17 protein-coding genes are annotated in these 26508 nt (G+C 55.3%); 9 read left to right on the top strand and 8 right to left on the bottom strand.

The genetic code is table 11. The features are described from left to right. Window positions 1-93: 93 nt before the first annotated feature. The 5 genes from ACIX8_RS14455 (at window position 94) to ACIX8_RS14435 (ending at window position 5609) form a co-directional block, all read left to right on the top strand. Window positions 94-1680: a ribulokinase gene (locus tag ACIX8_RS14455; protein WP_014266090.1), complete on the top strand. Its 1587-nt coding sequence runs from the start codon at window positions 94-96 to the stop codon at window positions 1678-1680. A 227-nt stretch (window positions 1681-1907) separates the two neighbouring features. After that, the gene (locus ACIX8_RS14450) at window positions 1908-2225 is read left to right on the top strand and encodes a hypothetical protein (RefSeq protein ID WP_014266089.1); all 318 of its coding nucleotides are present in this window, start codon (window positions 1908-1910) and stop codon (window positions 2223-2225) included. Between the two features lie 35 nt (window positions 2226-2260). Continuing rightward, window positions 2261-3715, top strand: coding sequence for an L-arabinose isomerase (gene araA, locus ACIX8_RS14445; RefSeq protein WP_014266088.1), 1455 nt, complete (start codon window positions 2261-2263; stop codon window positions 3713-3715). A gap of 26 nt (window positions 3716-3741) precedes the next feature. Then, window positions 3742-4461, top strand: a complete 720-nt coding sequence (locus ACIX8_RS14440; RefSeq protein WP_014266087.1) for an L-ribulose-5-phosphate 4-epimerase — start codon at window positions 3742-3744, stop codon at window positions 4459-4461. A gap of 38 nt (window positions 4462-4499) precedes the next feature. Next, window positions 4500-5609, top strand: a complete 1110-nt coding sequence (locus ACIX8_RS14435; RefSeq protein ID WP_014266086.1) for an aldose epimerase family protein — start codon at window positions 4500-4502, stop codon at window positions 5607-5609. On the opposite strand, the gene ACIX8_RS14430 is transcribed toward ACIX8_RS14435, so the two are convergent. From ACIX8_RS14430 to ACIX8_RS25290, 7 genes are all read right to left on the bottom strand, one after another. Next, window positions 5587-7752: an MGH1-like glycoside hydrolase domain-containing protein gene (locus tag ACIX8_RS14430; RefSeq protein ID WP_014266085.1), complete on the bottom strand. Its 2166-nt coding sequence runs from the start codon at window positions 7750-7752 to the stop codon at window positions 5587-5589. The genes ACIX8_RS14435 and ACIX8_RS14430 overlap by 23 nt on opposite strands. A gap of 36 nt (window positions 7753-7788) precedes the next feature. Next, complete coding sequence (locus ACIX8_RS14425; RefSeq protein WP_014266084.1) at window positions 7789-9168, bottom strand: glycoside hydrolase; 1380 nt, start codon at window positions 9166-9168, stop codon at window positions 7789-7791. A gap of 207 nt (window positions 9169-9375) precedes the next feature. Next, window positions 9376-11292 carry an alpha-L-arabinofuranosidase C-terminal domain-containing protein gene (locus ACIX8_RS14420; protein WP_014266083.1) on the bottom strand — a complete coding sequence of 639 codons (1917 nt, stop codon included), beginning with the start codon at window positions 11290-11292 and terminating at the stop codon, window positions 9376-9378. Between the two features lie 75 nt (window positions 11293-11367). Continuing rightward, complete coding sequence (locus ACIX8_RS14415; protein ID WP_223295341.1) at window positions 11368-14844, bottom strand: carboxypeptidase regulatory-like domain-containing protein; 3477 nt, start codon at window positions 14842-14844, stop codon at window positions 11368-11370. A gap of 483 nt (window positions 14845-15327) precedes the next feature. Further along, window positions 15328-15975, bottom strand: coding sequence for an HD domain-containing protein (locus ACIX8_RS14410; RefSeq protein ID WP_014266081.1), 648 nt, complete (start codon window positions 15973-15975; stop codon window positions 15328-15330). Between the two features lie 43 nt (window positions 15976-16018). Then, complete coding sequence (locus ACIX8_RS14405) at window positions 16019-17806, bottom strand: CHASE3 domain-containing protein (RefSeq protein ID WP_014266080.1); 1788 nt, start codon at window positions 17804-17806, stop codon at window positions 16019-16021. A gap of 244 nt (window positions 17807-18050) precedes the next feature. Continuing rightward, window positions 18051-19295: a hypothetical protein gene (locus ACIX8_RS25290; protein WP_223295340.1), complete on the bottom strand. Its 1245-nt coding sequence runs from the start codon at window positions 19293-19295 to the stop codon at window positions 18051-18053. 417 nt (window positions 19296-19712) lie between these two features. Here ACIX8_RS25290 and ACIX8_RS14395 point away from each other — a divergent pair, with 417 nt between their 5' ends. The 4 genes from ACIX8_RS14395 to ACIX8_RS14380 all read left to right on the top strand — a co-directional run bounded on the left by ACIX8_RS14395 (window position 19713) and on the right by ACIX8_RS14380 (window position 25352). Beyond that, on the top strand, window positions 19713-23186 hold the full coding sequence (locus ACIX8_RS14395; protein WP_044176792.1) for a TonB-dependent receptor: 3474 nt from the start codon (window positions 19713-19715) through the stop codon (window positions 23184-23186). Between the two features lie 94 nt (window positions 23187-23280). Continuing rightward, window positions 23281-24354: a hypothetical protein gene (locus ACIX8_RS14390; RefSeq protein ID WP_014266077.1), complete on the top strand. Its 1074-nt coding sequence runs from the start codon at window positions 23281-23283 to the stop codon at window positions 24352-24354. A gap of 54 nt (window positions 24355-24408) precedes the next feature. After that, window positions 24409-24756 (top strand): DUF488 domain-containing protein, encoded by a 348-nt coding sequence (locus tag ACIX8_RS14385; RefSeq protein ID WP_014266076.1) that lies wholly within the window; start codon window positions 24409-24411, stop codon window positions 24754-24756. Further along, window positions 24753-25352: a DNA-3-methyladenine glycosylase gene (locus ACIX8_RS14380; protein WP_014266075.1), complete on the top strand. Its 600-nt coding sequence runs from the start codon at window positions 24753-24755 to the stop codon at window positions 25350-25352. Before ACIX8_RS14385 ends, ACIX8_RS14380 begins: the two co-directional genes overlap by 4 nt. A gap of 310 nt (window positions 25353-25662) precedes the next feature. On the opposite strand, the gene ACIX8_RS14375 is transcribed toward ACIX8_RS14380, so the two are convergent. Next, window positions 25663-26490: a cytochrome c oxidase assembly protein gene (locus ACIX8_RS14375; RefSeq protein WP_014266073.1), complete on the bottom strand. Its 828-nt coding sequence runs from the start codon at window positions 26488-26490 to the stop codon at window positions 25663-25665. Between the last annotated feature and the right edge of the window lie 18 nt (window positions 26491-26508).

Below are 26508 nucleotides of genomic sequence, written 5' to 3'. Positions count from 1 at the left end.
ATCCCTGTGACCCGCCGCTAATGTTCGAGTGTTGGTAAACGTTTACGCTAGTTGCTATAAAGATGCTACAGGAACGACTTATAAGGGGTTATGATGCCGATTGTCGCAGGGGTGGATTTTGGAACGCTGAGTGTTCGCGTTACGTTGCTGGACAGCCAGCGGGGAAGGCTGGGAACGGCCTCCGCGAGCTACCCTCTGCATCGCCACAAGGACGACCCCGACTTTGCCACGCAATCGCATGACGACCAGATGAAGGCCCTCGTGCAGGCTACGCGCGAGGTGCTGGCACAGACGGGTGTTGCGGCTGACGATGTCGTCGCACTGGCGCTCGACACCACCGGATCGAGCGTGATCCCGGTCGATGCGCAGATGCAACCGCTGGATGAGTATCTGCTCTGGTGCGACCATCGCGCTCACAAAGAGGCGCAGCAGATTACCGAACTCGCGCATGCCGAGCATCTGGAGGCCATCGAGTGGTGTGGTGGCGTCTACTCGCATGAGTGGGGATTTGCGAAGCTGCTCTACTGGCTCCGCAATAATCCTGAGAAGCGTTCTCGCTTCGCCTCGGCCTTTGAGCACTGCGACATGGTGGCGGCCACACTGATCGGTATTACAGATCCCGCACTTGCGCCGCGCAGTGTCTGCGCCATGGGGCACAAGTGGATGTGGAATCCGCGTTGGGGCGGTCTCCCTCCGCAGGAATTTCTTTCAAAGCTCGACCCGCTCTTTGACGGCGTTCGTGCCAGGTTGGAAGGGAACTATCGCACCTCCGATGCTGTAGCGGGCTCCTTGAGCGAGTACTGGGCCAGCCAGATGGGCCTGCGCGCCGGAATCCCCATTCCTGTGGGGGCGTTCGATGCGCACTGGGATGCGATCGGTGCTGGGTGCCGTGAAGGCGATGTCGTGAACGTTGTCGGTACGTCCACCTGCATCATCGCCATGAGCCGCGAGACACGGCTGGTGCCGGGTGTCTGCGGCGTGGTTCCAGGAAGTGTTCATCCGGCCTACAGCGGGATTGAGGCCGGTCTCTCCGCAACCGGCGATATCTTCGAGGCGATTGCGCGGCGCGCTGGAACAGACGTTCGCACGCTGTCCCAGGGGCTCGAAGAGTACAAGGCGGGCCAGACGGGCCTGCTGCGGCTGAGCTGGGACAACGGCGACCGCACGGTGCTTGTCAATCCTGAGCTGGGCGGCATCACGCTGGGGTGGAACCTGATTCACACGGCGAAGGATGAGCTCTTTGCGGCGATTGAAGGAACAGCGTTTCATACGCGCATCATCCTTGAGCGGATGGCCGAGTATGGCATCCCCGTGAACCGCGTCATCAACGCCGGCGGCATTCCTCAGAACAATGCCGTACTGAATCAAGTCTACGCAGACGTGCTTGGCAAACCGGTACTGGTCCCGAATGGGGTACCGACCAGCCTGGGGTCGGGAATCTTTGCGCTGGTAGCGGCCGGGGTCTTTGCCTCCATCGAAGAAGCCCAGGAAAAGATGTGCCTGCTGTTCAAAGTCTACGAACCGGAACCTGTTGCGACAGCCCGCTACAACGAACTGTTCCGGCTCTACCGTGAGGTGTACTTCGCCTTCGGGCAACGCGGAAGTGTCTCCGATACTTTGGCTGACGTGCTGCCTGAGCTGCGCAAAATCGCCGCCCAGGTAAGGGAACCCAAGGCGTAGAACGGTGGGGAGTCGCCGCTTGAATCTTGTCTCACGAGAGAGTTTATGCCGCTTTCTCCGTTCTGTCGGATGCTTGCTTGTGCCGGCGCCCATCATTTTGAGAAAACGTATACCGGCGTTTTCTTTTGCAGCCCGATTTAGATTACTGCGTTTGTTTGACAGGCCATCATTGCGCCGTATAGGGTGTGTTTGAAGAAAACGTTTCCTTGATTGCTGGAGAATGCCTCGTGATCCCAAGTCCGCATGTAGATGGCATGGCCGCTTTCCTGATGCCCCATCAACTGACGCATCTAGCACCGGTCGACATCCTGATCCTTGTTTTGTACTTCGTCGTCGTGATCTTCATCGGTTTCTTCGTAGGTGGGTTGACGCTGCTGTATGGCGTTGTGCTGTTGCCTTATGGAGCGTGGGCATGGTTCGGACAGCATGAGGCCCAGACCGTGCTCCATCATCTTCATCCCACCTTCTGGTGGGGACTGCTGCTAACTGTTTTTGGTGGGTTTTATACGGTTCGCTTTCGGCCTCGTTCAGGCAAGATTTCGTGAGCGTTGTAACTGGGGGATTGTAAAAGGGGGGAAGTATGGAAAAGTTCAAAGGTTTGGAAGTTTGGTTTGTGACCGGAAGTCAGCATCTCTACGGTCCAGAAACCCTGGCTCAAGTAGCTAAAAATTCGCAGCATATCGCTGCCTCTCTGGATGCGGAAGCCTCTATTCCTTTCAAGATCGTCTTCAAGCCTGTGCTGACGACGCCGGAACAGATTCGTGCTTTGTGCCGTGAGGCAAATAACCAGAACAATTGCATCGGACTTGTGCTCTGGATGCATACCTTCTCACCTGCAAAGATGTGGATCGCAGGCCTCAACTCACTTACAAAGCCGTTCCTGCATCTGCATACGCAGTTCAATCGCGAGCTGCCGTGGTCGTCCATCGACATGGACTTCATGAACCTGAACCAGGCCGCGCACGGCGATCGTGAGTTCGGTTTCATTACGGCACGGATGCGATTGGCACGGAAGGTTGTAGTTGGTTTTTGGCAAGATCCCGAGACGATTGCCGAGGTCGCTGCCTGGACGCGTGCGGCGGTGGGCTGGCATGAGTCGCAGAACCTCAAGGTTGCACGTTTCGGCGACAACATGCGCGATGTTGCGGTGACAGAGGGTAACAAGGTTTCGGCGGAGATCCAACTCGGATATAGCGTAAGCGCCTATGGTGTAGGCGATCTCGTTGCGCGGGTAGATCAGATCACTGATGCCGAGACAAACAAGCTGATTGCGGAGTACCGCGAACAGTATTCGATTGCCAAACAACATGATCGTCCAGAGGCGCTTCGCGTTGCTGCGAAGATTGAACTGGGGCTTCGTGCCTTCCTGGAAGAAGGTGGCTTTGGTGCCTTCACTGACAACTTCCAGGACCTTCATGGGCTCGGACAGCTTCCTGGGATTGCTGTGCAGCGCCTGATGGCCGATGGCTATGGGTTTGGCGGTGAAGGAGATTGGAAGACGGCAGCCTTGGTTCGCACGATGAAGGTGATGGCTCAGGGACTGCTGGGTGGAACCTCCTTCATGGAGGACTACACCTATGACTTCAGCGGAACACCGAAGATTCTCGGTTCGCACATGCTTGAGGTCTGCCCGTCGATTGCAGAGGAGAAGCCTTCGCTCGAAGTCCATCCTCTCGGCATTGGCGGAAAGGCTGATCCAGTGAGGTTGGTCTTCACGGCTCCGAGCGGCCCGGCCGTCGTTGCTTCGTTGATTGACCTGGGAGACTGCTTCCGTCTCATCGTGAATGAAGTCGATGTGATCCAGCCGGAACAGTCTCTGCCAAATCTGCCGGTGGCACGTGCGGTATGGCTGCCGAAACCGAATCTGAAGGTTGCTGCGGCTGCCTGGATCTATGCAGGCGGAGCGCATCATACGGGTTTCAGCCAGGCCTTGACGATGGAACACATGGAAGACTTTGCTGAGATAGCGGGTGTTGAGCTTATTGTGATCGATGCGGAGACACGCCTTCGTGAGTTTCGCCGTCAGCTTCGATAAGCTAGTTGGGAAATGGGAGAGAGACGATGTTACTGAAGCAATTGCGCGAAGAGGTGTTGGAAGCAAACCTGGAGTTGGTGCGGCGCGGCCTTGTGCTGTACACCTTTGGCAATGCCTCCGGGGTGGATCGTGAGCAGGGATTAGTCGTGATCAAGCCTTCGGGGGTTGACTATGATGTGCTGAAGCCGGAACACATGGTCGTTACAGATCTTCATGGCAAGATCGTCGAGGGAACACTGCGTCCTTCGTCGGACCTTGATACGCATACGCTGCTGTATCGGGAGTTCGAGCAGATTGGCGCCGTGGTGCATACGCACTCGGAGTTTGCTACGAGCTTTGCGCAAGCCGGCTTGCCGATCCCGGCGTTCGGCACGACCCACGCGGATTATTTCTACGGCCCTGTTCCAGTTACTGCGCCGCTGTCGGACGCTGCGATTGGCGGCCGTTATGTGCATGAAACGGGGCTGGCGATTGTGGCTCGTTTTCGGGGCTTGGACGGTTCATCGCCGGTCGACCCACTGGCCGTGCCTGCTTGCCTGGTTGCGGGGCACGCCCCGTTTGTCTGGGGAAAGACAGCGCATGATGCCGCGCATAATGCCGTGGTGCTGGAGGCTGTGGCGCGTATGGCCTATCGCACAATAGGCCTCAAGGCGAATGCTGGAGAGGTTTCGCAGGGGTTGCTGGATCGTCATTACTTCCGTAAGCACGGAAAAGATGCGACGTATGGACAGGGAAATCCTTCGTAGATCTTCGAAGGGAAGGCTCGATCTTAGGGAGGTTGCGAATGCAGTTGAAGAGCACGGTACTCATAGGCACAGCAGTTCTGTTGGCAGGCTCCATTGCACACGCTGGAGTGAACAAGACAAGCTGGGGCAGGACTGCGGACGGCAAGCCGGTCGAGATCTTCACGCTCAGCGATCGTGACCTTACAGTGCGCATCACGACCTTCGGCGCGCGTGTCGTCAGCATCGAAGCTCCGGATCGTAGTGGGAAGAAGGCCGATGTTGTTCTGGGCTACGACAAGGTATCTCAGTATGAGGCGGACAAGAGCACTTACTTCGGGGCTATTGTCGGACGCTATGGCAACCGTATCGCGAAGGGGACGTTTACGATCAACGGCGAAACGTTCCATGTTCCTTTGAACGATAAGGCCAATGCATTGCACGGTGGGCCTATCGGCTTCGACCACAAGGTGTGGACAGGGCAGGAAATCCCCAACGGCGTAGAGATGACGCTGGTCAGTCCCGACGGCGATATGGGCTTTCCTGGCACGCTTACGGCTCATGTGCGCTATACCGTCGAGGGAGAGTCGCTGCACATCGACTACAGTGCCACGACGACCAAGCCGACGGTGTTTAACCTTACAAATCACAGTTACTTCAATCTGGCTGGCGATGGAAAGGGAACCATCCTCGATGAGGTCCTGACGATACCTGCCGATCGTTATACGCCTGTCGATGCGGGACTGATTCCTACCTCCGAGCTGGCTCCGGTAGCGCAGACGCCCTTCGACTTTCGCACAGCAACGGCCATTGGCCGCCGCATCGATGCGACGAATGAGCAACTGAAGCGGGCAGGCGGCTATGACCACAACTTTGTCTTGAACGGTAAGATTGGTGAATTACATCTTGCAGCGCATGCGTATGATCCATCCAGCGGACGTACCCTCACGATCAGGACTACCGAGCCAGGAGTGCAGTTCTACTCAGGCAACTTTCTGGATGGAACAAAGACCGGGAAGTTTGGCGTAGCTTATTCGAAGCATGCCGGCTTCTGCCTGGAGACGCAACACTTTCCCGACTCACCCAATGAACCGAAATTCCCATCGACACTCTTGAAGCCCGGCCAGACAATGCACTCTGAAACGGTGTTTACCTTTGGTGTTCAGCGCTAAAGCGGTCTTGATTCACCTCGGGAGCAAAACCCTCGATCTCGATGAGGCGGAATGTTGCAGGAGTACTTGGATTACTAATCACAACGCGCAGATTCTGTGTCGTGATGACCGGAAATGTAATGTCATTCTCCCCATTGGCTAGTGGTTGCCGTGGGGAATGCTGTTGACCCGGAATATCCTTCCAACCGCTTGGAGTAAGAGCCTGTAATTGAAATCTCGAAGGGACTTGATACTGCTTTCCATCCGAGAAGAAATATAGCTTTACTAAGCCGACAGTTCGGTTCTGTCGAAGATCGATGGAGTACCAGCTAGGCTGTCCAGTGTTCTCTGGTGCAGGTGTCCAGCCGTTTGGGTTTTCCGGGAAGAACCATAGTCTGCCATCGAGGGCCTGTCCTATAGCAGACGGCGTGATGCTCGAAGAGGCCGTTGCGATCGGGCCATCGGGAACGCCAGGGTTGACGAAGAGATCCACCTGCGGTGAAAGGGCTGAGGTTTTTAGCCTGGTAGGTGGAAGCGTGATCTTCACGGGAACAAGCGGTTTCGGACCATAGCTGCGTTTGCCATCCACATAGATAGAAAGCCCAGTGCCGATCCCATAGTGGTAGCCGTCAAGGTCGTAGAAGATGCCCACGTCGTGACCGTGATACGCAAGATGCTGCAGGCCAAAGTAACGTATCGGCGGTTCCCCTCGGGTGTTTTCGGTAGGGAGCAGAGGGGCGATCTCAAGCGTGTTGTCCGCACGGGGGCGAATACCTATCAGCCCACTCAGGATCAGATCGATGTAGGTCGAGTGATTGTAATGATGTGAACGCTGCAATCCTACAATCGGCGTGCCCGTATCCGGGTTGTAGTCTTCCTGAATATCCGGGTGTCCCGGAGATAAGAAATGCTGCTGCGTGTACTGCCGCAGGAGCCGCAGATAATCAGCTTTGGTGATGCTTGACTGCTGATAGTCGTCCAGAAGGTTGGCGAGCGCCGTGAGTGCCTGCGAGGTCTGCAAGGGCCACGAAGGTCCATTCCATTGGCACTCTGGTTGGCCTGTAGGCTGATCGTATCGATATTGCGCAAGGTAACGAGGATAACTCGGCTCGACGGTACGAAGCCCGTGCGGTCCTCCAAGCTCATTGGAAGCGAGCGCGTGCTGCCATGCGACTACGTATTTTCCTATGCTGGATACGTCCTTTGGAGGGAGCTCATAGAGCCACGGGACATAGCCGACAAGCTCTCGCCCACGAATAAACTCTCCAGCGCTGACAGTGGGAGTCGACCGTTGATATCGATCGGTGAAGTGCTGGAGTTGGGTATTCCAAAGCTGATCGAGTACCGCGGTTTGAATCTTCTCCGCGCGTCGGGTGTAGTCTGCGGAGACGTCATTCCTTCCGGCCAGGACTGCGAGTCTCGCAATAGCCAGGGCATTGGCATACTGATAGCTATTGATCGAAGGCCGAAAGGCAAAACCTCCGGTAAATCCATTGTGGTTCTGGTCGGTACTGGGTTTCTCGGTGAAGCCCGCACCCGAGGCGTCGATGGAAGAGATCGTGTACTCCGTCGCATCCAGCAGAGGTTCGATCCAGTACAGATTGCGTGCCCGGTCGAAGTGATCGTCCCACTCGTTATAGATGTACTGCATGGTGTCGAGATGCCGCAGTGCTGGTGCAGGGTCACCGGTCACGAAGGTGGTGCTCTCCGTTGCGGCTGCAATGGACTCTGAAAAGTGGCGGTCATTGCCGCCACCGCTGTACAGATGATCGATCAGGTTATCGACAATTGCGGGATCACGCAGCCAACGTCCTTCCATGAGATGAAAAGATGCGGAGTCGTTCAGATCCGTGTAGGGATGCCGTGCCCAGGGGACATCGTCCAGAAACTCCAGCACCGTTGTGCCTTGTGCGCCGATCTCCCGGACGTGAGAACGAAAGAGCTTCCAGCGATAGTAGTAGATCTGCTGAATCGCAGGATCGTCGATCTCGAGAAAGGGAATGTTCTGCAGGAACCACGGAGCATCGTTACCGAAGTTCTCTTCTGCAAGCCTTTGGCGAGGAAGAGCAGGCTCTTTCACCCCTGGTAACTGTGCCGCAACACTTCCGGCTCCAAGTGCAAGACCCAGTGCTGCGACGATCGCTCGTATTTTTCTGTCAGGCAATCAAACTCTCCGTTGCAAGTTGGGACGGTAACACTCTTATGGCTGCAGCATCAGGAGCACACATCCGTGAGGAGCGATCATCTGGTCCACGGAATGGATAGGTGTCACCGTCTTCCTCTGCCATACGTCACGTGCCTTCCATGTCCGTACGACAAGCCCGAAGCTGGCCAGATCTTTCGTTACATGGAGAGGGACGTCGCCTCGATTGAAGATTGCCAGAACATGTTCTCTGTTTCCGAGATCCGCCGTCCACGCGACCATGTCGCCCTCTTGAAGAATCTCGCGGCTCGCAAGTGCCTTTTGATCGATCTGAAGAACATCACGATTTGTAACGAGTTGAAGTGTCTCGGCATCGAGCATCGTCAGGTTAGCCCCAAGCATGAGCGGACTGCGTGCCATGGCCCAGAGGGTTAGCATCGTCTGCTGCTCATCGATCGTCAGCCTGGTCTTACGGGGTCCCGGTCCTACGTCCGGCTTGGGGCGCAACTCGCCGAAAGGGAGCATGTCGGCATCCGGCCAGTTTCCCGGCTGCGCATAGGGAGCCCACGCCGCAGCCAGCGCGAACTGGCTATCCACCGTGCGTGGAAAGGGTCTGTCGCTCTTCCACACATCCCAGATGTCATTGGAGATTCGCCACATCTGGGCCAGCGAACCAATCTCTGCTGCATGGCTTAGATCCGTCGGTCCCGGAGACAGGCTAAGGAGGATTGGCCGGCCACTGTGTTCGATCGCGAGTTGTATCTGGCGAATCTCGCTGATCCTGTAAGGGTGGTCCGCGATGCAATCGACCTTCAGGAAATCGACACCCCATGCAGCGTATTGATGTAGCAAAGAGTCGTACCAGGCTTGTCCGGCTGCATTGTCCTTTACGCCCCAGTTGGTCGGATCCCAGGGACAGGCATCGGTCTGGTCGGCAACATCGATCGCATGAAACGCAGAACCTTCTACCGGCAGGTTCTGCCGTACGCTCTCCCGTGGAATGCCGCGCACGATATGAATGCCGAACTTCAATCCCTGTGCGTGTACCCAGCGGCCCATCGCGGCGAATCCTTCATTCCGACCCTGGGCATCCAGGGCGGAAGGGAATCTCGCGGGTACTGGGATGTAACGTCCAAAAGCATCGAGTTCAAACTGAAGCAGTTCCGGATGCGGGCGGTCCTGCGGATTGCGAAGAAACCATCCTTCGTCGATGATCGAATAATTCCATCCAAAGGGCTTCAGCTTTGCTGTTTGAACCTGCACATTGGAGCGAAACTGAGCTTCGTTGATGGTGAGTCCATAGGAATCCCAACTATTCCAGCCCATGGGGGGTGTTTGCGCTATGCCAACGTCCGAACTCTTTCCCTGTTGGGCAGGCAGAGCCCTTGATCCAGCGATAGCTGCAAATAAAATGAAGGCGGTTATCTGGTATCTCATCTGCGTTCTCCGTTACTAGGTCGTCAGGCTAAGCAGGTTCTGCAGATTCATTTCAGAATTGGAGGCTGTTCCCTTTGGCAATTCTGGCCTATTACGAAGGCCTGCCCTCGTCCCTCGAACCAGACAAGGATCTGGGAAAGGTGCGTAGAGTCCCGTGTCGTTACTGTTCGTGCTGGATCTCTCCAGCACGAACAGGTTGGGAAAGCATTACTTCGTCGAAATCTCCAAAACCTGTACCGCATAGGCCGGAACGGTATGACTGAAGTTAGAACTCAGATTCTTCAGCCCTGTCTTTTCTGGAACGATTCTCGTCGGTGCAGAGATGGTATTCGTCTCAGCCGGATTTGTCGCGCTGAGCGATATCAGCATGCCTGATGCGGATATCGTGCCTGCTCCACTCATATTGATTTGGACCGGCTTTGGTGCGGAGGTCGCATTCACGAGTTTGAGGTAGACCTTACCCTTAGCCGAGTCTCGTGTAACGGAGTAGAAGAAGCGATGACCCTCTCCTTCAATCGTGGATGCCGGCACCTCTGTCCCGAGATATTCAGCGAACATTGACTGTGCGTAGTAGCTGGGAGCTCCATAGCTGCTGAGCGCGTTATAGCCGATCAGGTTGGACTCCCACTGCATTCCTCCGGGATTCACGTTGACGAAGAGCGGAGCATAGGAGGCCATCACGATCAGATCGCTGTTGCGCTCCATCGCTGTCATCCATGCGGCATCGCCGAGAGCGGCTCCGAAGTTTGTAGTCGGGCTCCCTTCACGCGTTGCCCACTCTCCTACGAAGATCTTCGGCCCATTCCTGTCAGCGTCGTCATAGTGCTTCACGAAATCGAAGAACTCATCTGCCCGCTTGTAGTAGTGATCGTCGATAACATCCGGCTTCGTGCGCTTTAGGGGTGCGGTTGCGATGAGTTGAAGCTGCGGGTACTTGGCCTTAATCGCCTTGTAGAACTGCGCATACCGGCCCTCATAGCTGCCGGAACGATCGAACCAGTCTTCGTTGCCGATCTCTACGTAGGTCAGTGGAAAGGGAGCCGGATGTCCAAGCTTCGCGCGTGCAGCGCCCCACTTTGTGCTGTTGGCATCGCCTGTTACAAATTCGATCTCATCCAGAGCATCATTCACATAGGACTGCAATCCGGGGCCTGGAGGTACATGCGCTCCCTTCAGGGAGTAGCCTGCGTACACAGCTAACACTGGTTTGATATTCAGATCTTCTGTCCACTCCAGAAACTCCAGCAATCCCAGCCCATCGGAGGATTGATAGTTCCATGGACTTCTGTGCGTTGGGCGATCCACCAGGGGGCCAAGGGTGGCCTTCCAGTCGAAGCGCTCTTCGATCGTGTCGCCTTCCAGGTAGTTGCCGCCAGGCAGACGCAGGAACTGCGGATGCATCGCCGCCAGCTTTTCCATGATGTCGATGCGATTGCCGTTTTCCCGGTTCTTATAGGTGGGAGGAAATAGCGAGACTAGCGACAGCCATACTTTGCCTGTATGACCTAGTGTGAGCTGTAGATGGTTCTCCGAGGAAGTCTCAACTTTGCCTGTCTTGAGCGTAAATTCGTACTTCTGCCAGCCAGCCGTTAGCGATTCACTGGTAGCGCTTGCCAGCACGGCGCCCGAGTTATCGTTCACCAGAGTGATATGGACCGGTCCCATATCGCCGGTTTCCCCCTTGGCATAGAAGGATCCTTTGTAGGTGGTGTCTGGCCGGACGGCCATGCCCCAGTAGCCTTCGTTTCTCACACCTGCCTGATTGGCAGGGTCGGCCTGCTTGATATCCAGCAACAAGCTTCTGCTCAGTGCCTCACTGGGGCCGTCGGTATCATCGATAGCCATGGTGACCTCTGCGTCGCCCGTATGCGCCAGGTCCCAGCGCGCTGTACCTGACCAGTCGTGATCATGAAACGTCCGGTTGCGTACCAGCTCCCCATACAACCCACCATCGTATGAGTAGTTGATCTCTTCTGTCATGAGCCCATAGAGCGTTGGGCTTACTGCGTGGAGCGGTTTATCAAGTTGAATGTTAAGTGTCGCCTTGGGGCTCTGGGCTGTACCTGCGGCGGTGAATGCGATCGCGGCTAGGACAAGGGAGCCTGCTCGGAAGCTTCTGGACATGTTTTCCTCTCTGGATGTGAAGGAAACCGCTCAAGAGCTTAAAGAAGCTCTTGAGCGGTCGGGAATAAGATTACTTCAAAAGTAATACTTCGCTGCTAGCTGGAAGAACCGGGCATCCGGGGTGTAGTTCCCGAAGAACGCCGGACCTGTAATCAGACCACCCTGTACCCCGGTACTTTGGTTAGAGGGTGCGCCCCATGAGGGAGTGTTGAGAAGGTTGAAGACATCCGCACGGAACTGCAGATACTGGTCCTTGATGGTCGGGAAAGATTTTGTGAAGGTCATATTGACTCGTTCATATCCAGGGCCGGAGATCTGCGACCGTGGACTGCCGAGGTACTGCAGAATATTGCCGGCGCCCGTTACGGGGGCGGTAATGACGGTGGGGAGGGCTGGATCTGCAAAGGCGCAGGGGTTATACCAGTGCGTCGGAGTCCGCACCTGGGTGGGGCAAGTGATGGTTGGGTTGCTCGCCGGTGGTGTTCCTCCACCTTTGAAAGGATCGGCTATGAGGTAAGGAAACGCCCCCGCTCCATTGACTGTCGGCGTGTTGGATGCAACGGTAAAGGGCGTGCCGGTTTGTGAAAGGAAGAGGAGAGTCGTATCCCAGCCGCCCAGCACGATGTTTTCCAGCTTGTTGCGGTTCAGATACTTCCTGCCTCTTCCGAAGGGTAGCTGGTAGGTGCCGGTGAAGGTAAAACGCTGCCGGACATCAAAGGGCGAGTTTCCGTAATCCGGTGCAAGGCCCAGGATGTTGTAGGACCGATTGCCTCCATCGGAGCTGTCGGGGAGCGGCTCTCTGGAGTCATCGAGATTATGGGACCACGTATACGATCCGACAAAGCTCAAGCCGTTACTAAGATGGCGCTCGAGCTTAACCTGCATGGAGTTATAGCTGGCCTCTGCCCCAAACGTAAGTTGGTGGATGCTGCCGATTGCAGGGAATGGTTCATACGGAACACCACTTATTCCAGGAGGAAGAAGCGCAGCCGAGCCGTTGGGAAATACTACAACGCCCAGATGACGTGATTCCGTACCCACATACGCGATCGTTGCGCTCGTGTTGTTCGTGATCGCGTATTGGAGACTCAGATTTTGCTGCATGCTGTAGGTGGTCTTGATGTCATGATCCCAACCGACAAGTGTGGGTAGCGCTAGTCCGGTGGTTGGAGGCCCGGTCTCCAGCTTGATACCGTCGGAGGGGCAATTGTTCAAGAGACACGAAGGTTGGGGAAACGTCTGTTCGACGTCAAAGGGATAGTTCGTTCCCAGGTTGACGAAGTTTCCTACGTTCTCGATTCCGGCATAGTAGAGTCCGAACCCAGTTCGAACGACTACTTTGCTAGAGGGTTGATAGGAGATTCCCAGTCTCGGTGCAAAGTTGGCATGCTGGGCATTCAGCAGGGAACGGTTGTTGCTGTACTGGACAGAGATATTGTCCTGGATCAAATAGGCCAGAAAGGCCGGGTTCAGAGGAACGTTTCTCTGAGACTCGGGCAGTTCGTAGACTCCCGATCCACCTGCCGGCACATTGAGGGGACCTGTGCTGTAGAACTCGGCTTGATGGTCCAGGCGCTCGACCGGCGGCGAGAAATAGTCATAGCGAAGTCCCATGTTGATGGTGAGGTGCTGGCTTGCTTTCCAGTCATCCTGAAAGTAGGCTGCACGATACCAGCGACCCAGATTCGAGGGAGTGGGATTGGATACAAACCCCTCATCCATTTCATTGGCCAGGAAGTCCGCGAGACCATAACCGGAAGGGAAGGAACTGCCAGGAAGACTGGTCAGACCTCCGCCATAGTTATAGGCTCCTTTTCCGAACTCCGGCTGATAGACGGAGTAGCGGATGTTCTGAAAGTCAACGCCGAATTTAAACGAATGGTTGTGATATTCCTTCGTCGCGTCATCGATGATCTGATAGCCGTTCTGGTGTTCAGGAGAAGGCTGGAAGAGGGGTGGCCCAATCTCGGGAAACTCATTGACGTAGAGCTGCGGCAGGCCGCCATTTCCAAGGGAAGCGGAGTAGGGAGCAAGTCCTCCCAGGCCGTATTGGGCGTCCAGGCCTCCATTGTTATAGCTTTGCTGGAACCAGGAGAAATATCCCCAGTTATAGGCAAAGCGGGCCTGATTGATCAGGTTCTGCGAGAAGACGTGGTTCCAGCTGAAAGCGGCATTCTTGCCTTGATTGATAAAGGTTCCATCATTATCTGTACCGCCGCCGTCGAAGACCGGGCCCAGGGGCGCAGACACATACTTGTTTTCGTGCGACCAGCTTACTCGGCCAAAGACCTGATCCTTTGCACTCAGGTTGTAATCGACCCGGATATCGAATTGATTCGTAGAGTCTGAGTTCAGTTGGCTCCAGTCGTAGTTGTTATAGGTTTGTCCGGGGATACCAGCATTCGGCTTGGGGTACGCTGCCTGAAAGAGCTTCAGTGCCGTCGGATTGATCTCGGAAGGGCACATCACATTAACCGGATTTCCGCATGCCGAGCCCAGGGGGGCTGCGCCACCAGAGTTAGGCTCATACACTCTCCATGGCTGACTGTTGCCGGTCAGGGAGGTATTCAGAAGTTCGGAAAAATTGCCTGGCTGGCTTTGCATCAACAACGTTGGTGTACTCGAAATCTCCGGGAAGTTTTCGATGATCCTATTTCCTTCGTAATCACCGAAGAAGAAGAGCTTGTCTTTGAAGATCGGTCCGCCGAGAGTAAAGCCGAACTGGTTTTGATGGTAAGGTTGAACCGCGCGAATGGTCGGAGACTGCCACTCTGTGGGAGGGGCCTCACCAAAATCGTTATTGCGTGCATACTCCCATAAATCACCGTGAAAGTGGTTGGTTCCTGACTTGATGCTGGCGTTGACCACGCCACCGGCTGAATGCCCGAACTCCGCGCTGGAGTTCGAGGTCTGGATCTTGAACTCCTGCAGGGCGTCCGGAGGAGGCTTGATGCTGTAGCTGGCTCCGTTCAGGAAGTCGATGGAGTTCGAGTTGTTATCGACGCCATCCAGGATGAAGTTGTTTTGTGTCTCGCGTTCACCGTTGGCGTTGAAGTCGCCATTTCCCGCACCTCGTCCGCCATTGGTGGGGGTAACTCCGGTAGATAGTTGGGCAAGGAAGACGTAGTTGCGCTGATTGAGCGGGATGTCGTTGATCTGTTGCTGGCTCATCACCTGGCCAACGCTGGACTCCTGGGTCTGAAGAAGGGGAGTAGACGCTGCGCTTACTTCCACGGTCGCATTTGCACCGCCTACCTGAAGCTGTACATCCTCTTCCAGTCGTTGATTGACATGCACTTCAATCCCTGACAAGTCCGTACTCTTGAACCCAGGTGCGGTAGCAGTGATGGAGTAATGGCCGATCTTGATGGGGTCGAAGACGTAAACGCCGTTGCCATTGCTTTGCGACTTCACGGTGAAGTTGGTATCGGTTTCAGTCAGGGTGACGGATGCATGAGGCACGACGGCTCCTGAGGAGTCTTTCACCACGCCGGTAAGCGCACCCTGGTCCAATTGAGCTGCGGCGGTTGATGTAAGGGCTAAGCCGACCAATAGCCCTACGCAAAAATGCCAGATCTTAAGTTCTCTCGATAGCCTCAAAGTTGCCTCCAGAATTCAAATTGACTTTGCCTTGACTGGAAAACGTTTACTCAAATGTCAAAACAATCTATGAAGTAGTTTCGTGAAAAGGGATACTCCTGCGCGATGTCGTTTGTCAAGGATTTCGTTTCGCGGTGCGGGCACAAGCGAAAGCCCCGCTAAAATCCTTCGTTCACTGATGGATTGCGGGGGCACTCCCGGTTTTCTACCGCAAAATGTGCATCGGCGTGAGGCAGGACTATGCAGCTTCGAAGGTAGGAAGAAGTGTGGGCATAGCTTCCTGAGCAGGCTTCCTGATGAGGGGCCCGTTAGCTGCTACAAAATGAAAAATCCTCAGTCATCCGGTTGGCGAGATTGGCTTTTGATTGAGAATGCCCGGAATCCAGCATTAGTTTAGCAAACGTTTGCTGATAAAGATGATGAACTGAACTCTAATCAGGAGCCAATCTCTGCGAGCATGCCTTCATAGAACTCCTGCAAGGCGCGCTGCCGTTGCAGGGCAAGATGCCGGCCCGTTGCCGTTTGAAAGCCGTCCACCAGCTTCAGTAGTTTCCTGGGAAAGTGATCGAGTGCGAACTGACGATCATCCAACGGACGCGTGTCGCCCCGGGGATCGATTGGGGCATAAAGGCTGGAGCCCATGCGGCCTGCCGTATAGAAGCAGCGAGCAATTCCGGTCATGCCGATGGCATCCAGTCGATCTGCATCCTGCAGAATGCGGCCTTCGAGAGATGCCGGTGTGATTCCGGCAGAGTAGCTGTGGCTTTCTATGGCACCTGCGACTGTCTCGATGCGAGGCTTTGCCCATCCCAGGATTCGGAGCAGCTTTCGCGCCTCGTCGGCTGCCAGTCTGGATGCGGTGTCTCGAAGGGGAGAGTTCTTTGGAACCTGAACGCAATCATGCAGCAGGACAGAGGCTGCCAGCAGTTCCAGGTCTCCGCCTTCTTCAGCGTGGATTGCCATGGCATTACGCCATACCCGTTCAAGGTGAGAGACGTCATGGGCTCCATCGCCTGAAGACGGAAATGACGGTAGCAGCCGGTGAGCTAACTCTCCGTAGGGGGAGAAGGGGCTTGAATCCATAGCAACATTTTAGGCTGCCGCAAAAGGATGCCGATAACCTCACTTATGCTCCGGGTGGGAAGCTTCCGTTCCTGGTTTCTGTGTTGCCGGGTTCGCTTGGCTGGCAGGGGAGAGAGACCTTAAAGGCAGCGCCACGCGCGCCATCCTTGCTCTGAGGGTGAATGTGAATCATTCCCCCGTGCCTGTCCACGATCTCTTTTGTGACCCATAATCCGAGGCCTGTGCCGACATCCTTCTTGGTCGTATAGAAGGGCTCGAATATTCGATCTATGTGTTCGGGTAAGATTCCCGGACCGTCATCTTCAATCTCCACTCGAACGAAGCTGCCACCGGTGTCTTCCACGCAGGCCAATCTGATCCAGATCGTTCCGTCTTCGTTTACGGCATCGGCGGCGTTGGAGATGAGGTTGGAGATAGCCTGCTTCAGTTCGCCGGAGATGCCGGGGACGTGCGGGCATTCCTCGTACTCGCGCAGGACCGTGATGTTTTTGGCCCTGAGCTTATTGGCGCAGAGCTTGAGTACGTATTCGATCAATGACGGAAGATCGATGCGTTCCGGCACCTTGGATTCGCGATAGAACCCGAGCGTCTGTTTGGTGATGTGAGACACACGCTCAAGCTCTTGCTCCGCAGTCTCCAGGTGTTCAGCGGCGTCAAGGGGAATGCCGGGAGTGCCCTTGGCCAGGTAGATCAGATTCCCGATAGCTTCCAGCGGGTTATTGATCTCGTGAGCAACGGTAGCTGATAGGCGCGCGGTGGCGGTCAGCTTTTCAGTCTCGCGCAAGAGTTCCTGCGTCTTGCGTTCCTGCGTGGCATCGCGAAAGACCAGGACAACGCCAATCAACTGATCGTGGCGATCCCGTATCGGAGAGGCGCTGTCTTCGATAGGAATCAACGAGCCGTCAGTATGCTGAAGGACGGTATGGTTGGCCAGGCCTACGATGCGTCCGAGTTCCATGACTCTCGTTACGGGGTTCTCTACCGGAGCATGGGTCATCTCGTTAAAGATGGGAAAGACATCCTCGATGGTGCGTCCGACAACCTGAGGCATGGTGGTCCCCATGAGTTGCTCCGCCAGAGGATTAAGATAGGTAACGCTGCCGAGCTCGTCGGTTGCAATCACGGCATCGCCGAGGCTGGTGAGCGTCACTCGGAACCACTCCTCACGGTCAAGGAGCTGCCGGGCATGTTTTTGCCGAAGGTCCATTTCGCGAAGGATGTAATAAGCAAGGAAGATCAGGCCGAGCCCTGCGACAGCACTCGCCAGATAGATCGAAAAGATCGTCCCCTGGATGCTCTTTCGATAGGCCGCAGCACGAGTGGTGTGGAGAGAGTCTTCTTCTCGTCCCATCTCACCAATCAAACTCCGGATATCATCCATCTTTTTGAGCCCAGCGTCGGATAATACGAATGCCTTGGCTGCGTCTGTTTTGCCCGACTTGTAGAGGGCGATCGTCTGGGCGAGTTCGTTCAGCTTCGCATCGGAGAACTCGCGTAGTGTCGCGACTCTGGCCTGCTGCTGCGGGTTGTCCGCAGTCAGTTGTGCCAGCCTGTCGATGTGTGAATTGATCTCGTGAATGGCTGATTGATACGGGGCAAGGTACTTAGGGTCTCCGGTATAGAGGAAGCCGCGTTGTCCTGTCTCTGCATCCTTCAGCAGCGATTCCGTTTTGGCCAGCTCGAGGAGTACCATCCGTGAGTGTGCCACCCACGCCTGGGAGTCGAGTTGGATAGCCAGCTGATGCCTCGTCGTGACGGTGTTGATGGCTAGCAGGAGCAACATCAACGCAAACCCGCCAATCACGCCAAAACGCTTGGAAATCACTTGCATGAAGTTTTCCTGGTTCTTCCTGTCAGACAACCCATTATAGAAGTTTGTCGCAGAATCGGCGGAAGTGGACAGCCGAAGCGAGGTTAAGCTTTTGCCGAAACTCTGACTCTACTCACCATTGGCTGCGAGTGTAAAGGGATGCCTTGTCCGATGCGTTTGAGACTCTCGAACTGAATGAATCGGTTGCGCAGATACCTGACCACTCTTGAAGCTTCGCAGCATGTCAAGGAGGCTTGCCCTTGCGTTAGTTCGTGACGCGCCAGGCCAGGATGTTGCTCTTGACCGAACTGCCATTCATATTGCTGGTAGCCAGCACGATCTGGAAATAGGGGATGGTCCCGTTGGCGCGCATGATTTGATTCAGGAAGGGCAATAACACCGAATCGTCAGCAACGAAGTCCCAGGCGCACTCGGTGCCAGCCATCGAGGTTCCTTCCAGGATGAGCACATTACCCTTGCCGCTCAGGTTAGGCAGGAAGGCCACAACCCCGTAGACGCGGTGCAGGGGGTCGTTATATTGGGAATCCCATTTTGCAGACTCAGTTCCAACAGGCTTCCGATTGAGCACGGAATAGATCTCGCGGCTTCGTTCGTTGGAAAAGACAAAATTCATGTTGGGCTCAAATAGCTCAACCCATGGATTTGCCTCTGGGGCGCCGATGAGCACAACGTTGCCTTGCTTCAGATCATTTGGCCTGACATCGCGCGCATATCGTAGTTCAACGGAACTTTTCCTTAGGTCTCCAAAGTGGGAGAGAGCCCTGGCAATGTCCAGATCAACGATCGAAGTATAACGCCGGCTGCCTAGCTCGACGGCAGAGGCCTGACTGACTGTGGCATCTGTTCCGGATCTTGTCTTGCGGTAATTTCCGCTGAGATAGTCTGCCAGCCCTACATTTTTCTTCATCAGCCCCTGCCAGATCACCAGGGCACTATCGCCCGGCACGACGATGGTGCTTTGATCCGGGAGGAAGAGAAGGCTCCAGAGTGGGTGTGGTGCTATAGGCGAAGACCCTCGGGATGAAACCTCTCTGTTTCTGATCAGGATGGCCAGGATCGCGATTGAGAGAATTGTAACCAGTATCCACGGGAGCCTTGCGCTGCGACCTGTGTTCTCTATTGTGCCGAGCTTGGTCGGAGGTAAGAGCGGCGGATTTTCAGCAGGAATAAGCGGAAGATCGGGTATAGCCTCTGCAGGGAGCCTCCGCTCAAAGAGCGGGACGTAGCTTCCCCTGGGTAAGACGATGCGTATAGGTTCATCCGCACCTTCCCCATTGAAGTAGAGATCAAGCCGTTGCCGCAGACGGCTAGCCTGGGTACGCACAATTCCATCAATAGAAGAGTCGTAATCTTCTGGCCGGCCAAAGACCAGGGTACCGATCTTCTGCTCATTAATCTCATGGGCTCTGCCGTTGAGAGTTAGTTCGCAGACACAGGAGAGAAAACTCGAAAGCCGTTCGCTCTTGGCAAATATAGAAGAGCTAATCACGCGACTTACCAAGGCTCGCCGGCTATGGGTTATCGCGTAACCAGTAGGAGCTATCTCCTCCGTGTCGATGGAGACCATATTGTGCCTCAGCTTTAGTAAATCAAGTAAATCAGGTCTGTATGAATATAGCGTAAACCAGGTTTGAAACACTCTATTCACTGTATCGGTTACAGAGAATGGGCGGTAACATGCTGATTCACATGATGTTGTGGCATGTATCGGTGTCGTCGCAGTGAATTGCTTTGGTGGGTTCTGGCAATGGTGTTAGTTCTGCCAACAGAAACACACCAGGCAGCACGCTGGAATTCATTTGTCGTACTTATAGGAGTCAAAGCCATGGTTCAAAGTTCCGTGCCCCTTAAAGGAGCGCTAGAGGAGAATCATCTCCACTTATTCTCCTTCCATCGAAGTTTTTCCATGAGCAGAATTCTGGGACTCTTCGTCCTTTTATTTTTGTCCAATCTGGCGATTGTTTCAGCCTGGGGCCAATTTGATTCGGCTAGCGTACTGGGCACGATCAAGGACCCCAGTGGAGCCTCCGTTCCTACTGCTTCTGTTGTGCTAACCAACAGAGGAAAGGGAATCACTGCCACGCGGCAGACGGACGGACACGGAGACTATGAGTTTACGAACGTCCAGCCCGGGGAATATACCCTGACCGTTACGGTTGCTGGTTTTGAGAAATCGATCACCGATCCTTTTATTGTGAATGTGGGAGCAAGGCAGCGTGTAGACCTCGCACTGAAACTCGGGGCGGACACCCAGAGCGTTACAGTCTCGGGTGCGGCCAGCCTGCTTGAGACTGACAGCAGCGATCGTGGCGAGACAGTGCAGGGAGCCGAGGCCGTCACACTGCCTTTGAATGGCCGGGCCTACGCCGATCTATCCGTACTGGTGCCGGGTGTCAGCAAATCTTTGGATGGCACTGTCGTTGCTAATCCTCCGCGCGATGCCTCGTACAACGTCAATGGACTTACGTCGCAGTCCAATAACTTCGAGCTTGACGGTATCGACAACAATGCCTACCAGGAGGCCAATCAGGGCTTCTCCAACCAGGCCATGATTCCGTCTCCCGATGCGATTCAAGAGTTCAAGGTTCAGACGGATAACTACTCTGCCGAGTACGGCCGGGCTGGCGGCGCCATCATCAACGCTACGACCCGGAGCGGCTCGAATAGCTTTCACGGCGGAGCCTACGACTATCTGCGCAATACCGTCCTCAATGCCTTCGGTCCCTTCTATGGGACGGGCGTCAAGCCCACCCTTGTACAGAACCAGTTTGGCGGAACATTGGGTGGCCCGATCTTTAAAGACAAGCTCTTCTTCTTCGTCGACTATGAAGGGCTTCGCTCTGTATCTCACCTGCTGACTACGGCGGTGCTGCCTACCCAGACAGAGCTCGGGGGATTATTTACTTCGGATGGCACTCCGACAGGTACCCCCGTCCCGGTAAAAAATCCTTACACCGGAAAGGTCTATGAGAACGGGCAGGTGCCGCTTACAGATCCTAATATCGACCCTGTTGCTCTGATCGTATTCAAGCTTTTGCCAACTCCGAATATTCCCGGTGCGGCACTGACAGCGAACAACTTCCAATACCTGCCAGCCACAACGACAACAGACGATAAGGGAGACGCTCGCGCCGACTTTATTCTGAGCCCGACTCAGAGCGGTTTCTTTCGCTACAGCCAGCGTGCCGATGTGACCTTCCAGCCGCCGCCATTCCCCGGTGCGGCAGGTGGAAACAGCAGTGGAACGCTCTATGCACGCACACGCCAACTGGCAGCAGGCTATAACTGGACTCTCTCGCAGAACTCCATTCTGGAACTGCGCTTTGGAGAGACCTGGACAGCGAGCGGCAAGCAGCCGGTTTATCTTGGACAGCCGAACCTGCTTGCGGGAATTCCCAACGTTCCCCAGGACCCGGCTTATACCGGCGGCCTCAATACGCAGACAGTCACGGGCTATACACAGTTCGGAGAGCAGGGGACGAGTCCCCAGTTTACGAATCCCACGCAGGCCAACCCTAAGGTGAACTACACGTGGATCAAGGGAAAGCATAGTCTCAAGGTTGGTTATGAGTATGGCTGGCTGTCGCAGGCCATCTCAGACTTTCACCCTAAATTCGGTTCGGATTCCTATGCCGGCCAGTACAGTTCAGCCGGCTCTGCGACCACGTCGCAGGCGGCAAATCTGAGCGATTTTCTCTTCGGTGCACGGAATAATTACTCACTGAATGCCGTCAACGAAGTGAACTATCTTCGTTACTGGCACATGGGCTACGTCCAGGATGATTGGAAGTTTCTGCCCAGTCTCACCATCAATATTGGTCTGCGTTATGAGTTTGTATCGCCTAATTACGAGCAGAACAACAATATCCTCAACTTCGATCCGGTCAATCAACAGCTATTGCACGCCGGTACCGGTACGGATGTGAATAGCACTACTCCTGGGCACGTCTATAAGCTTCACTATGTCGGCGGTAGTTCGCTGGCCGATCGGGCGCTGGTCAACCCGGATTATAAAGACTTCGGCCCACGTCTAGGCTTTGCTTACCAAGCACAGCCTGGAACCGTGATTCGTGGTGGCTATGGCATTGGGTATGCCTATCTATTCCGCTTCGGTGGAGAAGGGTTGATCGCCTATAACGGTCCGAATAATTACTCCGCAACTCTGCCGGTCAACCAGACGCCCAGCCAGGGTATCTGCACCTCACTCACCCAGGACCCCACGACGTGCTTCCGCCGCACCCAGGACGGATACCAGACTAATTTCGCAGGACCGACCAATTTTACGACGACCAGGGCGCAAACCCGCTATCAACCGAAGGACTTCAAGAATGGTTATGTGCAGGCTTTCCACTTCTCCGTTCAACAGCAGTTGCCGCTGAAGACAACGCTTGAGATCTCTTATGTTGGGAATCACGCGGTCCACATCGCCGCTCTCGAGGACACCAATCAGGCACGGCTCTGCACGGCGGTTGAAATTACCAGCGGCAGCTGTTCTGCAACGGGGAGTGCGTCGTTGCTCAATCGCAGGCCGATTAAGAACTTCACCGATATTCTGACGGAGAGCAATGCCGGCTTCCTCAGCTATAACTCACTGCAGACCAAGCTTGAGCGCCGCTTTGAAAATGGTCTGTTCCTCATCAATTCCTTTACGTGGTCGCGCGGAATCAATAACTCCTCGGCCGATCTCGAGGCGAATAACGGCGATGGAGCCGTAGTCAACATTGCTAATCCTGCAGGGGATCGCGGTCCTTCAGGCTACAACCAGCCGTTGAATGATACGACCTCGATCATCGCCGATCTGCCTTTCGGACATGGACGACATTGGGGCCAAAGTGCACCGGGCTGGCAGCAGCAGATACTGGGCGGCTGGCAGTTGACGGGCATCAACATTGTTACCAGTGGTGTGCCGATCAACCTGACCTACACGGCTAACACCAACCAGGTGGTTTCAACTACGAGTTCTGTCTACTCCCTGAGGCCAAACCTGATTGGTACGACCCGAGCTGTCTACGGAAGTAAGCTGGTCAAATCCGCCAGCGCTCTTGGCGGGTACCTCAATCCTGCGGCCGTATCGGCTCCAGCCGGGGCGCAGCTCTTTGGCAATGCGGGGCGCAATGATCTTCGCGGACCCGCCTTCGGCCAGTTGGATCTTGCAGCTCACAAGAAGTTCTCGCTGCATTCAGACCGGCAAACACTCGAGTTCCGTGTGGAGGCCTTCAACGTTCTGAATGCAACGAACTTCATCAGCCCGACTACCAACATCGGCACTGTAGGCGCTACAGGCAGCTTGAACCCCAATGCGAGCTTCGGCACCTTCAGCGGTAGCTCCAGCGCCTTTCCTTCGCGCCAGGTTCAGCTAGCACTTCGCCTGGCCTTCTAAATCGAACCGCAGAACAAAGCTGGCGGTTATGCCGCCAGCTCCATCCCCAAACGGCAGCATCCTGATGGATGCTGCCGTCACTCTCCGGAGATCCATGAAATACCTGCTGACTACTTTGTTGTCGTTGTTTCTGCTTGTTTCCGTCGTTCATGCGGAAGAAACCGTTCTGGTCACAATCAAACTCGTTAAGACGGCGAATGCGCCAGCGGATTTGCCCAGCACGATCCATTTCCCCGCAAGCTGCAGTGATTGCAAAATGATCGATGATCCTACTTATGCGAGACAAAATGCTCGCGAGGTAATTCTGGCGATGCGTATTCCGCGTTCCACCTTTATCGATCTCCAGGTGGACACAGAGGGCAAGGCCTTCGAACGCGTCCTGCTTGAGACCACGGATCTCTCCTTTGAACGGACCTCCAGCGGCATTCACTTCACGGTGCCCTCGCAGATTGCCGACCGGCCTAACTCGGGAGAGTTTCAGACACACCTCTATTGGCAGGGAGTAGAGCTGCGCTTCGAACATGGCGATCCGTCCAGGCGCGCTGGTACCTACGCTACAGGCGAGTTTCCAGCGGTGCAACGCGAAGCCGCAAACAATTTGGAGTTTGGCCTGTTAGAAGCGATTCGCGAGCTGGGACTCGATCATTATGTCGACGACCAGAATCTGGGGCGGCTCTTTCTCATGGGGTTCGACACAAACTATCCGCATGGACATCTCGACTCCCCACCGCACTTTCATCTTGCGCTATGGCTGGGGAATTATCGTGGCACAGGGAGTCTGATCCCTCATCTGTATCTCACTCCAGAAGGTTTGATCTCGCATTCTTTGGTGGGACCCTATGCCGGGGCTGGCGATCTGTCGAATCTTGATTACAAGGCAAACCAGAAGTTCACTGCGGTGGATATGCTCGGCCGCCCTGTATTCTCTCTGATCCTCACGCCGGAAGGCGGACTTAATTTCGCTCGTTACGACGGTTTGCAATGTTCTTTGCGCCCACTGGAGCAAGGCTTTCAGAGTGGTATCCAGGTAAGCTGCCCACCCTTTCCAAAGAAAGTAATCAAGGTGGAAGACGATCTAAAGACTGGAGAGATAAAAGAGTCGGTCGATGGGAAAATCTCGTCGGTCTTCCACTACGATAGTGCGAATGGGGCGCTTCTTCAGCCATAACGGTGCAGCATCATCCCTGGGGATCTTTTCGACATTCTCGAAAGGTCGCCAGGGATGAATGTCAGGATCAAACGGGTATATCTGGAACCTGAAGATGCCGATGGAACTCGCATCCTCGTCGACAGGCTGTGGCCTAGAGGCCTTACCAAGGAGAGAGCAAAGGTCGATCTCTGGTTAAAGGACATTGCCCCAAGCACGGAGCTGCGCAAATGGTTTGCCCATGATGCGGCGAAGTGGGTGGAGTTTCAGGAGCGCTATTCGGAAGAGCTGAAGTCGAAGGGGGAACCGCTCGCATTGCTGAAGCAGAAGGTGTCGCAAGGGCCGGTGACTCTGCTTTATGGCGCGAAGGATGAAGCGCATAATGAAGCCGTTATCCTGCAAAGAGTGCTCCGACACAAATGACTCGCGCCTTGCCGAAACCGGTCCTTCTTCCACGCAGCTTCTATCTGGATTCCCCGGAGCTCGTTGCGCGTGCTCTGCTGGGCAAACGGATCACACACCATCGTGACGGAGAACGGCTGACGGGCCGTATTACCGAGGTTGAAGCTTACCTAGGCTTCGCCGATCCGGCATCCCATACGTACGCCGGTCGTACAGACCGCAACTCCGTGTTGTTTGGGCCTCCGGGGTTTGCGTATGTTTATTTCATCTACGGAATGCACTACTGCCTGAATGTCTCCTGTCTTCCCGACGGCCAGCCCGGAGGTGTGCTCTTTCGAGCGCTGGAGCCGGTAGAGGGGCTCGAGACGATGGCTCAGCTTCGTGGCCTGCCGAGCGGTGTGAAGCCGCAGTTGTTGACGGGAGGCCCCGGCCGTCTCACCCAGGCCCTGGGCATCACTCGCGCACCGATCAACGGTATTGACGTTACGCTTCGTGGTTCGCCTTTGCAGATACTCGATGACGGCTACCGTCCGGATCACATCGACGTCACACCCCGTATTGGAATCAGTAAAGCTGCCGATCGGCTTCTGCGCTTTGTCGTGAACAAGAAAAAGTAAGATTTCCGATGGCGAGGCCCCGCACTGAAGCGGACAGGTTGAGCGAGGCGTTTGTTCTCGGGTAGGATCGAGAGGTAGGAAAAGGAGAATGTTGGGATGAGTGCATCGAGTGAGTCGTCTTGGTTGGAACGCTGGTGGCCGTTGTTGGTGATTCTGTTTGGGGTGACTTGTATCCTGTGGCTGGCGCTGTATTCGCCATCCTACTAAGCTTTGAATCGAAGACGGCTGATCTTGCCGTTAGTGCTGAGAAAGGCCCGGGGATAGCCCGGGCCTTTCACTTTTAACAACAGAGCAGGAGTCTGCATTGTTGTCAGGCTCGAGATCTTGTCTCCTGGTGCAGCAGACGGAGCGTAATGACGAACGCTGGAATCAGAAAGGCCATCGACCCGACGACCCACATAATCACCGCACCTGCCGTTTGATCGGAGAGCGGCGATACATGAAAGGGGTTCGGTTGCTCTACGTAGTAGCTATAGACCGGACGGTCGCAGAAGGCCAGGAAGGCTGAGAGCGCCGTGTTGACGATGTCCGCAGCCACCAGGTAGGGCAAGATGTACCAGCCTGGGTAGCGCGCATTCGTCGGCCAGGGGCGGATGAGGGGCCACCAGAAGAGGATCGACGAGCCGAGGAAGCAGAGGTGCTCGAACTCGTGCCAATGCTCGTGCTCCAGTGCGAAGTCATAGGCCCCGGGAACGTGCCAGCCGAGGAAGATGAAGTTCATCGCGATCCAGGCGACTACGGGCTTGGTGAGGAAGTGGCCCAGGCGGCGCAGAAACTTCAGGCGGAACAACGGTCCCAGCCCGCGCGTAAATCCGCGAGGCAGGCCGCGCAGAAGCGGCACCGTGGGATAGCCAAGCAGCAGCAGCGGCGGAACGAAGGACATCAGAAGCAGATGTTCCACCATGTGTGCACTGAGGAGTGCATCGGCGAAGCCGTCCATCGGCGAGCCAATCGCGATCCAGATGGTCGCAAGGCCCAGCAGGAAGGTGCCTAACCGCCAGGACGGAAAGAGCTCCGGCCGGGTCTTGCGTATGGCAAACCAGCCGCGAGTGTAGATGATGGCGGTAAGAAGGATCGCCGTCGTGAGAAAGATGGGCGGCGACCACTCTGCAAAGATAGCCCGGCACTCAGGAGGCATGGGCGTAGGGGAAACACA

The sequence above is a fragment of the Granulicella mallensis MP5ACTX8 genome, from assembly GCF_000178955.2.
Classification (GTDB): Bacteria; Acidobacteriota; Terriglobia; order Terriglobales; family Acidobacteriaceae; genus Granulicella; species Granulicella mallensis.
Note: the sequence above shows the minus strand (reverse complement) of the source record. Positions and strands in the feature narration are given on the sequence as shown.